General features: G+C 71.0%; 10 protein-coding genes. 4 read left to right on the forward strand and 6 right to left on the reverse strand.

The annotated features are described in order from the left end of the window. Nucleotides 1–54 precede the first annotated feature (54 nt). Entirely contained in the window at nucleotides 55–1,464 is a 1,410-nt protein-coding gene (locus tag AWC19_RS09185) for an FAD-dependent oxidoreductase (RefSeq protein WP_142281083.1), read from the forward strand. Here AWC19_RS09185 and AWC19_RS09190 read toward each other — a convergent pair. From AWC19_RS09190 to carD, 6 genes are read right to left on the reverse strand one after another with little or no spacing between them, the layout of a single operon-like run. Beyond that, nucleotides 1,461–2,429, reverse strand: a complete 969-nt coding sequence (locus AWC19_RS09190) for a glycerophosphodiester phosphodiesterase (RefSeq protein ID WP_085077748.1) — start codon at nucleotides 2,427–2,429, stop codon at nucleotides 1,461–1,463. The genes AWC19_RS09185 and AWC19_RS09190 overlap by 4 nt on opposite strands. Further along, nucleotides 2,430–3,359, reverse strand: coding sequence for a 23S rRNA (guanosine(2251)-2'-O)-methyltransferase RlmB (gene rlmB / locus AWC19_RS09195; RefSeq protein ID WP_085077749.1), 930 nt, complete (start codon nucleotides 3,357–3,359; stop codon nucleotides 2,430–2,432). Then, a complete protein-coding gene (gene cysS / locus AWC19_RS09200) occupies nucleotides 3,360–4,766 on the reverse strand; it encodes a cysteine--tRNA ligase (protein WP_085077750.1) in 1,407 nt (468 codons plus the stop codon). A gap of 50 nt (nucleotides 4,767–4,816) precedes the next feature. Then, nucleotides 4,817–5,296 carry a 2-C-methyl-D-erythritol 2,4-cyclodiphosphate synthase gene (gene ispF / locus AWC19_RS09205; RefSeq protein WP_085077751.1) on the reverse strand — a complete coding sequence of 160 codons (480 nt, stop codon included), beginning with the start codon at nucleotides 5,294–5,296 and terminating at the stop codon, nucleotides 4,817–4,819. Then, the gene (gene ispD, locus AWC19_RS09210) at nucleotides 5,293–5,973 is read right to left on the reverse strand and encodes a 2-C-methyl-D-erythritol 4-phosphate cytidylyltransferase (RefSeq protein ID WP_085077752.1); all 681 of its coding nucleotides are present in this window, start codon (nucleotides 5,971–5,973) and stop codon (nucleotides 5,293–5,295) included. Before ispD ends, ispF begins: the two co-directional genes overlap by 4 nt. A gap of 16 nt (nucleotides 5,974–5,989) precedes the next feature. Further along, nucleotides 5,990–6,478, reverse strand: coding sequence for an RNA polymerase-binding transcription factor CarD (gene carD, locus AWC19_RS09215; RefSeq protein WP_003419482.1), 489 nt, complete (start codon nucleotides 6,476–6,478; stop codon nucleotides 5,990–5,992). 266 nt (nucleotides 6,479–6,744) lie between these two features. Here carD and AWC19_RS09220 point away from each other — a divergent pair, with 266 nt between their 5' ends. The 3 genes from AWC19_RS09220 to disA all read left to right on the forward strand — a co-directional run bounded on the left by AWC19_RS09220 (nucleotide 6,745) and on the right by disA (nucleotide 10,066). Beyond that, a complete protein-coding gene (locus AWC19_RS09220; protein WP_085077753.1) occupies nucleotides 6,745–7,263 on the forward strand; it encodes a copper chaperone PCu(A)C domain-containing protein in 519 nt (172 codons plus the stop codon). Between the two features lie 305 nt (nucleotides 7,264–7,568). Next, a complete protein-coding gene (radA, locus tag AWC19_RS09225; protein ID WP_085077754.1) occupies nucleotides 7,569–8,996 on the forward strand; it encodes a DNA repair protein RadA in 1,428 nt (475 codons plus the stop codon). Then, nucleotides 8,993–10,066 carry a DNA integrity scanning diadenylate cyclase DisA gene (disA, locus tag AWC19_RS09230; RefSeq protein ID WP_085077755.1) on the forward strand — a complete coding sequence of 358 codons (1,074 nt, stop codon included), beginning with the start codon at nucleotides 8,993–8,995 and terminating at the stop codon, nucleotides 10,064–10,066. Before radA ends, disA begins: the two co-directional genes overlap by 4 nt. The last annotated feature ends 72 nt before the right edge of the window (nucleotides 10,067–10,138 follow it).

The following is a 10,138-nucleotide window of genomic DNA, read 5'->3' on the forward strand; positions in this document are numbered from 1 at the left end:
GCTCGACGTGAGCATGACCATCGTCAGCTAACGGCTGGGTAAGGGCGGTGGGACATGGGCAACGACAGGGCGCCGATCGGCGGCCAGGCGGTGGTGTTGGGCGCGAGCATGGCAGGCCTGCTGGCCGCGCGAACGCTCGCCGACTTCTTCGACACGGTGACGGTGGTGGAGCGCGACCCGCTGCCGGACACCACGGCCGGTCGCCGGGGCGTGCCGCAGGGCCGGCACCTACACGCCCTGTTGGCCCGCGGCGCCCAGACGATCGAGGAGCTGTTCCCCGGCGTCCTCGACGAGCTGGTGCGCGACGGCGCGCAGTACTTCGACGGCCAGGACCTGTCGCGGCTGCACTACAGCCTGGGCGGGCACCTGATGGCGCGCAGCGGCCGCGCCCCCTCGTTCACCGCCTACTGCGCGACCCGGCCCTTCCTGGAGGGCCACGTGCGCCGGCGGGTGCGCGGCATCCCCAACGTCACGCTGCTCGACGAGCACTCCGTCGCGTCGCTGACCTGGGCGCCCGACCGCCGCCGCGTGACAGGCGCGCGGGTCGTCGACCGCCACAGCGGCGAAGGCAGCACGCTCAAGGCGGACCTGGTGGTGGACGCCACGGGGCGCGGCGCGCACACCCCGACGTGGTTGGCAGACGCCGGCTTCGACCGGCCGCGCGAAGATCGGGTCGCGGTGCATTTGACGTACATGAGCCAGCGGCTGCGCGTGACGACCGATCCCCCCCACGAAGACGCGTTCCTGGTCGGGATCGTGCCGGGCAGGCCCCGAGGGGCGGGCCTGCTGCACTGCGAGAACGACACGTGGCTGTTCACGGTGATCGGCGTGGCGGGTCACGAACCGGCCGCCGACCTGGGCGCCATGTGCGAATTCGTGCGGGACTGCGCACCCGCCGAACTGCTTGCCGCGGTGCGGGGCGGCGAGCCCGTCGGCGACCCGGTGCGGCACAAGATGCCGTGCAGCCGCTGGCGGCGCTACGACAAGGCCCGGCGTTTCCCGGAGGGCCTGCTGGTCACCGGCGACGCGGTGTGCAGCTTCAACCCGCTCTACGGGCAGGGCATGACGGTGGCCGCGCTGGAGGCGTCGGCGCTGCGCGATTGCTTGGGCCGCGGCACCGGCGGTTTGGCGCGGCGGTTCTTCCGCGCCGCGGCGGCACCGATCCGCCAGGCCTGGCAATTGTCGGCCCTGCCCGACCTCTGCCTGCCCGAAATCGATGGCGCCCCACCCCTGTTGGCGCGTGCGCTCAACGTCTACATGGAGCGTGTCCTGACCGCCGTCGAATCCGACACGGCGGTCGTCGACCAGTTCACCAGGGTGATTTCGCTGCTCGATCCCGCGACCCGGCTGCTGCGCCCGGAGATGGTGTGGCGAGTCGTCCGCGCCAACCGCCGCCGACGCCAGTCGGGAATCGGGGAGCGCGACACGGCGTCCGGCGTTTTGGCCGAAAGCCTGCCGAGCTAGGCCCGCCGATAGGCCGGCGGCAGCGGCATGCCGAGCCCGGCCAGCACGTGCCTCGCCAATGCCGGGAAGTCGGTGATGAGGCCGTCGACGCCGTAACCGATCTGCTGGCGCATCGCGTCGGCATCGTCGACGGTCCACGGAATCACCTTGAGGCCCAACGAGTGCGCATGTTCGACGTACGGTTTACCGGTGACCAACTGGTATCGCGGTGAGACGACGGCGGCGCCCACCGTCAGCGCCCCGATCATCGGGTCGCCGACCACGGCGGCGTCCACGCCGTTTAGCCACGGCGAGCCCGGCGCCCAGGTCTCCTCGTTGTACAGCGCCACCAACGGAATCGACGGCTCGGCCCGGTGCACCATCGGCAGGGTTCGCCAGTCGAAGCTCTGGATCTCCACGCGATCGACCTTGCCGGCCGCCCTGACCGCGGCCAGGATCACGTCGACGAATTCCGCCGGCTCCGCCGACGCGCCCGGGTGGTCGGCCTCCACCTTGGTTTCGATGTTGTAGCGCACGTCGGCGCGATAGGAGTCCGCGAGGGCAAATACCTGCGGCAGGACGGCAATCCTGTTGTGCCGCACCGGCTCCGCGTCCGGAAACTCAGCGAGCCGGCGGCCGCAGTCCAGCGTCTGGATCTGCGCCAGGGTGAGCTCGTGCACCAGCTTCCCGACGTAGGGGTACGCCGGGTCGCCGGGGAAGGCCGGCGCGGTGTCGGCGCACTTGTCGGCACCGATCGTGGGGTCGTGCCACACCAGCGGCTGGGCGTCCTTGGTGATGCCGATGTCGAGTTCGAGTGTGCTGACGCCGAGTTCGAGGGACTTGGCGAACGCCCGCAGCGATTCCTCGGTCGTCTCGCCGCGCCCGCCGCGATGGGCCTGCAGGTCGAACCCCGACGGTTGCGCGGCAGCCGGCGGCGCGAGCAACACCGCCAGCGCAACCAGGGCGGCCGCGACGCGGGCGATCATCTAACGCCTGCGCTGCCGGGCGATTTCGGCGAGCACCACCCCGGCGGCCACCGACGCGTTCAGCGATTCGGTGTCACCGGCCATCGGGATCGACACCACCTGGTCGCAGGTCTGCCGCACCAGCCGCGACAACCCCTTGCCTTCCGAGCCGACGACCACCACCAGCGGGTCGGTTCCGTCCAGCTCGTCGAGGGTGGTGTCGCCCCGGGCGTCCAGCCCGATGACCCGAAGCCCGCCGTCGGCCCAACCCCGCAGCGCCCGCGTGAGATTGGTGGCGCGCGCCACCGGGACGCGGGCGGCCGCGCCGGCGCTGGTGCGCCACGCCACCGCCGTCACCGAGGCCGAGCGGCGCTGCGGGATCAGCACGCCGTGACCGCCGAAGGCGGCGACCGACCGCACGACGGCGCCGAGGTTGCGCGGATCGGAGATGTTGTCCAGCGCGACCAGCAACGCCGGCGGTGTTTCCTGGGCCGCCGCCAACAGGTCGTCGGGGTGGGCGTAGTTGTAGGGCGGCACCTGCAGCGCGATGCCCTGGTGCAGGTGGTTGGCCGTCATCCGGTCCAGGTCGGTGCGCGGCACCTCGAGGATGGCGATGCCCGAATCGGCCGCGCGGGCCACGGATTCGGTGAGCCGCTCGTCGGCCTCGGTGCCCAGCGCGACGTAGAGCGCGGTCGCCGGGACGCCGGCGCGCAGGCACTCCAGCACGGGATTGCGGCCGAGCACCGTTTCGGGCTCGTCGGTGCGCTTGGCGGGCCGCCGCGACGGGGCTTGGGCCCGCTTGGCGGCGGGATGGTGGGGCCGCAGGTGCGCGGGCGGGGTGGGGCCGCGACCCTCCAGGCCGCGGCGGCGCTGGCCGCCCGAGCCGACGACCGCGCCTTTCTTGGTGCCGGATTTTCGTACCGCCCCGCGGCGCCGCGAGTTACCGGCCATCTACTTGCCGTCACCGCCCAACGTCCACTGCGGCCCGTCGGCGGTGTCGGTGACCTCGATGCCGGCGTTCTTCAGCCGGTCCCGGATCTCGTCGGCGAGCGCCCAATTGCGTTGCTGGCGCGCCTTTTCCCGGTTCTCCAGCTCGGCTTGCACCAGCACGTCGAGGGCGGCCAAGGCCGCCGACGTCTCGTCGCGGGATTCCCAGCGCTCGTCGAGCGGGTCGCAGCCCAGGATCCCCATCATCGCGCGGATCGCGCCGGCGTGCTGCAGCGCGCCTTCGTGGTCACCGGCGTCGAGCGCCCGGTTGCCCTCGGCGCGGGCGTGGTGCACCTCGGCGAGCGCGATCGGGACGGCGAGGTCGTCGTCTAGGGCCTCGGCGAACTTCTGGGTCCACTCGCCGGGCTGGACGGCACCGACGCGGCTGCGGACCCGGTGCAGGAAATCCTCAACGCCGACATAGGCTTTGACCGCGTCCTGCAGCGCGGTTTCGGAGAATTCCAGCATCGAGCGGTAGTGCGCGCTGCCCAGGTAGTAGCGCAGCTCGGCCGGCCGCACCCGCTGCAGCATCGCCGGGATGGAAAGCACGTTGCCCAGCGACTTGCTCATCTTCTCCCCGCCCAGGGTCACCCAGCCGTTGTGCAGCCAGTAGCGGGCGAAGCCGTCGCCGGCGGCTCGGCTCTGCGCGATCTCGTTTTCGTGGTGCGGGAACACCAAATCCATTCCGCCGCAATGGATGTCGAATTCCGGCCCGAGGTAGGTGCGGGCCATCGCCGAGCATTCCAGGTGCCAGCCGGGGCGTCCGCGCCCCCAGGGCGTGGGCCACGACGGCTCGCCGGGCTTTTCGGCCTTCCACAGCGTGAAGTCGCGCTGGTCGCGCTTGCAGGTGGCCACGCCCTCGCCCTGGTGGACGTCGTCGATCTTGTGGCCGGACAGCTGGCCGTACTCGGGGTAGCTCAGCACGTCGAAGTACACGTCGCCGCCCGCCGCGTACGCGTGGCCGGTGTCGATCAGGCGCTCCATCAGCTCGACCATCTGGGTGATGTGCCCGGTGGCGCGCGGCTCGGCCGACGGCGGCAGCACGTCCAGCGCGTCGTAGGCCGCCGAAAAGGCGCGCTCGTAGGTGGCGGCCCACTCCCACCACGGCCGCCCCGCGGCGGCGGCCTTGTTGAGGATCTTGTCGTCGATGTCGGTGACGTTGCGGATGAACGCGACGTCGTAGCCGCGCGCGATCAGCCAACGGCGCAGGATGTCGAACGCCACCCCGCTGCGGACGTGCCCGATGTGCGGCTGACCCTGAACCGTGGCCCCGCAGAGGTAGATGGAGACGTGTCCCTCGCGCAGTGGAACGAAATCACGCACGGCACCGGCTGCCGTGTCGTGTAGCCGCAGGCGGGCGCGATCGGTCACGACGTGCCAGCTTACCTGCCCAATTGCGGTGACCCGCGACCGCGAGCGGGTTATCCGACCGGGACCACCAGCGCCGTCGCGATGGCGGCCAGGCCCTCGCCGCGGCCGGTCAGGCCCAGGCCGTCGGTGGTGGTCGCCGACACCGACACCGGCGCCCCCAGCAGCGCGGACAGCACCTGCTGCGCCTCGGCGCGTCGCGGCCCCACTTTCGGCCGGTTGCCGATCACCTGCACGGCGGCGTTGCCGACCCGGTAGCTGTGCCGACCGAGCAGCTCGAGGACGTGGCGCAGCATGTCGGCGCCGCTGACGCCCTGCCACCGCGGGTCGTCGACCCCGAACACGCCGCCGATGTCGCCCAGCCCGGCGGCCGACAACAGCGCGTCGCACAGGGCGTGGGCCCCCACGTCGCCGTCGGAGTGGCCGGCGCAGCCGTCGGCGCCGTCGAACAGCAGGCCCACCAGCCAGCAGGGCCGCCCGGGTTGGATGGGGTGCACGTCGGTGCCCAGGCCGACGCGCGGAAGCCCGCTCACCGGCGCACGATCGCTTCGGCGAGCCGCAGGTCCAGCGGGGTGGTGATCTTGAACGCCAGCGGGTCGCCGTCGACGACCTGGACCTGGCCCCCGAGGTGTTCGACGAGCGAGGCGTCGTCGGTGACGCCGGCCGAACCTTCCCGCCGATACGCCCGCAACAGCACCTCGGTGGCGAAGCCCTGCGGGGTCTGCACCGCCCGCAGCCCGGCCCGCTCCGGCGTACCCAGCACCACGCCGTTGGCATCCACGGCCTTGATCGTGTCAGACAGCGGCAGCGCGGGCACCACGGCGGCGTGACCGGCCCGCAACGCGTCGACCACGCGCACGATCAACCCCGGCGGCGTCAGCGCCCGGGCGGCGTCGTGGACCAGCACGTAGGCGGGTTGACCGGGCAGCGCCGCGAGGGCAAGGCTCACCGATGCGGTTCGGTCGGCCCCGCCCGCGACGACGGTGGCGCGCCCGCCGAGAACCCGCTTGGCCTCGTCGATGCGGTCGGCGGGGACCGCCGCCACGACGTGGTCGATGACGCCCGACTCGAGCAGCCCGGCTACGGCCCATGCCAGCAGGGTGCGTCCGCCGAGCTCACAGAACGCCTTCGGGATTCCGGCGGCCAGCCGCTCCCCCGAGCCCGCGGCAGGAACCACCGCCGCTACCGAGCCAGAGGGTCCCCCGACCACAGCAGGGTCAGGGCTTTCAAGAAGCGGCGGCCAGGACCTCGTCGAGGATGGTCTCCGCCTTGGCGTCGTCAGTGCTCTCGGCCAGCGCCAGCTCACCGACCAGGATCTGGCGGGCCTTGGCCAGCATGCGCTTCTCGCCCGCGGACAGGCCGCGTTCCTGGTCGCGGCGCCACAGGTCGCGCACCACCTCGGCCACCTTGTTGACGTCGCCGGAGGCCAGCTTTTCGAGGTTGGCCTTGTAGCGGCGGGACCAGTTGGTCGGCTCTTCGGTGTGCGGGGCGCGCAGCACCTGGAACACCTTGTCCAGGCCTTCCTGGCCGACAACGTCACGGACGCCGACGTATTCGGCGTTTTCGGCGGGCACTCGAACGGTCAGGTCCCCCTGCGCAACTTTCAAGACGAGATACTCTTTTTGCTCCCCTTTGATGGTCCGGGTTTCGATCGCCTCGACTAACGCAGCACCGTGATGTGGATAGACAACGGTGTCGCCGACCTTGAAGATCATCTGATTAGAGCCCCTTTCGTTACTTCATCCTAACACGTGGGCCCAAGCCGTGCGGAACAACGGTGCAGGTCAGGGGCACAACGCGCGCAGATTAGGGGTTGACAGGCGGACCAAGACGTGCAAGGGGACACATTACCAACGCCCTTATTGGACCCCTGCAGGCACCCGACGGGTACCCTGCCGCGCCGGTCCGGTGCCCTGCGCTACCGCCCCGAGGACCTTCCTACTACTGTGCATAGTTGCACATTCGAACCAGGAGGCATGCAGTGAACCGCTTCGCCGTCGTCGGTCTGGTCGCCCTGGTCGCCGCGTTGCTCAGCGGTTGCGGCGCCGGTCAGGTCTCGCAAACGGCCAACCAGGAACCCGCCGTCAACGGCAACCGCGTCACGATCCACAACGTGGCATTGCGCGACATCCGCATGCAGGCCGTCCAGACGGGCGACTTCCTGCAGCCGGGCCGGAACGTGGATCTGGTGGCCGTGGCCGTCAACCAATCGCCGGACGTCGAGGACCGGCTGGTGGGCATCACCAGTGACATCGGAACGGTGACGCTCAGTGGCGACGCCAAGCTGCCCGCCGCCGGCATGCTGTTCATCGGCACGCCCGACGGCCCGAACGTGGCGCCGGGCCCGCTGGGCAACAACAACACCGTCAAAGCCACGGTCAACCTGACCGAGCCCATCTCGAACGGCCTGAACTACAACTTCACCTTCAACTTCCAGAAGGCCGGGCAGGCCACCGTGCAGGTCCCGATTTCCGCCGGATTGGGGCCCCAACCGGCCTAAACCGCGAACACCCGCCGCCCACACTTCACACGCGCCGCCGCCGGCTTTCAGTGTGTAAAGTGGGCGCCCTGCATGCACATTCGCCGCCCTCAGCTCACACCAAAAGCCCACACTTCACACTCGCCGCCCACACTTCACACCCGCCGCCCACACTTCACACCCGAAGGCGCCGGCTTTCAGTGTGTAAAGCGGGCGCCCTGCATGCACATTCGCCGCCCTCAGCTCACACCAAAAGCCCACACTTCACACGCGCCGCCCGGCCTGTCACAGCCGGGATTGTCACACCGCCCCGATACGGTCATGACGTGGCAAACGCGCGCTCGCAATACCGCTGCTCGGAGTGCCAGCACCTCACGGCCAAGTGGGTGGGCCGCTGCATGGAATGCGGCACCTGGGGCACCGTCGACGAGGTGCCGGCGCTCGCCGCGGTAGGCGGCCGCGGCCGTCGTCCTGCGGCTTCGGCGTCTCGAGCCGTGCCGATCAGCTCGGTCGCGCCCGACGCCAGCCGGCACCGCGCGACGGGCATCGGCGAGCTCGACCGGGTGCTCGGCGGCGGCGTGGTGCCCGGATCGGTGACCCTGCTGGCCGGGGATCCGGGCGTGGGCAAGTCGACGCTGCTGCTCAAGGTCGCGCACCGCTGGGCGCAGTCGGGTCGGCGAGTGCTGTACATCTCCGGCGAGGAGTCGGCCGGCCAGATCCGCCTGCGGGCCGACCGGACCGGTTGCGCCGGGGACGAGGTGTACCTGGCGGCCGAGTCCGACGTGCACACGGTGCTCGAGCACGTCGCGACGGTGCGCCCCGCGCTGGTCATCGTGGACTCGGTGCAGACGATGTCGACCACCGAGGCCGACGGCGTCGCCGGCGGCGTCACCCAGGTGCGCGCGGTGACCGCGGCGCTGACCGCGGCGGCCAAGGCCAGCGGCGTCGCCCTCATCCTGGTCGGGCACGTCACCAAGGACGGGGCGATCGCGGGGCCGCGTTCCCTGGAGCACCTCGTCGACGTGGTGCTGCACTTCGAGGGCGACCGCAACGGCACCCTGCGGATGATCCGCGGCATCAAGAACCGGTTCGGCGCGGCCGACGAGGTCGGCTGTTTCATGTTGCACGACAACGGGATTGAGGACGTCAACGATCCGTCGAGCCTCTTTTTGGATCAGCGGCCGGCGCCGGTGCCGGGCACCGCGATCACGGTGGCCCTGGACGGAAAGCGGCCGCTGATCGGCGAGGTGCAGGCGTTGCTGGCTGTGCCCTCGGGCGGCTCGCCCCGCCGCGCCGTCAGCGGCATCGACCACTCCCGCGCCGCGATGATCACCGCCGTGCTGGAGAAGCACGCCCGGTTCAACATCGCCGTCAACGACATCTACCTGTCGACGGTGGGCGGCATGCGGCTGACCGACCCGTCCTCGGATCTGGCCGTGGCGATCTCGCTGGCCTCGGCGTACGCGGGCGTGCCGCTGCCCGCCACGGCGGTGATGGTCGGCGAGGTGGGGCTCGCGGGCGACCTGCGCCGGGTCACCGGGATGGAGCGGCGGCTGGCCGAAGCCGCACGCCAGGGGTTCAGCATCGCGCTCATCCCCGACGGCGACGACCCGCGGCGGGAGATAGTGCCGGCGGGGATGCGGGCGCTGCGGGCGCCGACCATCGTCGCTGCCCTGCAACACATGAGAGCGATCGCCGAGCGGCCCGTTGGCTGGACGCATAACGCCGTGGGGCCGCACAATGACTCGCTGTGACCCGTCCAACACTGCGTGAGACCGTTGCTCGCCTGGCGCCGGGCACCGGGCTGCGCGACGGCCTGGAACGCATCCTGCGCGGCCGCACCGGCGCGTTGATCGTGCTGGGCAACGACGAGAACGTCGAGGCCATCTGCGACGGCGGCTTTGCCCTCGACGTCCGCTACGCGCCCACCCGGCTGCGCGAGCTGGCGAAGATGGACGGCGCCGTGATCCTGTCCACCGACGGCAGCCGCATCGTGCGAGCGAACGTGCAACTGGTGCCCGACCCCTCGATACCGACCGACGAATCGGGAACGCGCCACCGCTCCGCCGAGCGGGCGGCGGTCCAGACCGGCTACCCGGTGATCTCGGTGAGTCACTCGATGAACATCGTGACGGTCTACGTCGCCGGGGAACGCCACGTGGTGGCCGACTCGGCGACCATTCTGTCGCGCGCCAACCAGGCCATCGCGACCCTGGAGCGGTACAAGACCCGGCTCGACGAGGTCAGCCGCCAGCTGTCGCGGGCCGAGATCGAGGACTTCGTGACGTTGCGCGACGTGATGACGGTGGTGCAGCGCCTGGAGCTGGTGCGGCGCATCGGGCTGGTGATCGACAACGACTGCGTCGAGCTCGGCACCGACGGGCGCCAGCTGCGGCTGCAGCTCGAGGAGCTGCTGGGCGGCAACGACGTCGCCCGGGAATTGATCGTGCGCGACTACCACGCCAGCGCCGAGCCGCTGTCCGAGGCGCAGCTGACCGCCACCCTCGACGAGCTGGACGCCCTGTCGGACACCGAACTGCTCGATTTCACGTCGCTGGCGAAGGTGTTCGGATACCCGACGACCGCGGAGGCGCAGGATTCGGCGCTGAGCCCGCGCGGCTACCGCGCGATGGCCGGGATTCCGCGGCTGCAGTTCGCCCACGCCGACCTGTTGGTCCGCAAGTTCGGGACGCTGCAGGGCCTGCTGGCCGCCAGCGCCAACGACCTGGAATCGGTGGACGGCATCGGCTCGCTGTGGGCCCGCCACGTGCGTGAGGGGCTGTCGCACCTGGCTGAGTCGACGATCACCGACCCGCTCGGCTGAGGCCGGCTACCCGGCCGGAACCGGGGCGGGGGTCGGCGGGGACGGTTGCGCTCGCGGGCGTCACCTGTCCTG

It is taken from the genome of Mycobacterium palustre, assembly GCF_002101785.1.
Taxonomy (GTDB): Bacteria; Actinomycetota; Actinomycetes; order Mycobacteriales; family Mycobacteriaceae; genus Mycobacterium; species Mycobacterium palustre.

Coding starts and splice junctions, on each gene's coding strand:
- AWC19_RS09185 (WP_142281083.1), top strand. CDS start 55: ATGGGCAACGACAGGGCGCCGATCGGCGGCCAGGCGGTGGTGTTGGGC.
- AWC19_RS09190 (WP_085077748.1), bottom strand. CDS start 2,429: ATGATCGCCCGCGTCGCGGCCGCCCTGGTTGCGCTGGCGGTGTTGCTC.
- rlmB (WP_085077749.1), bottom strand. CDS start 3,359: ATGGCCGGTAACTCGCGGCGCCGCGGGGCGGTACGAAAATCCGGCACC.
- carD (WP_003419482.1), bottom strand. CDS start 6,478: ATGATCTTCAAGGTCGGCGACACCGTTGTCTATCCACATCACGGTGCT.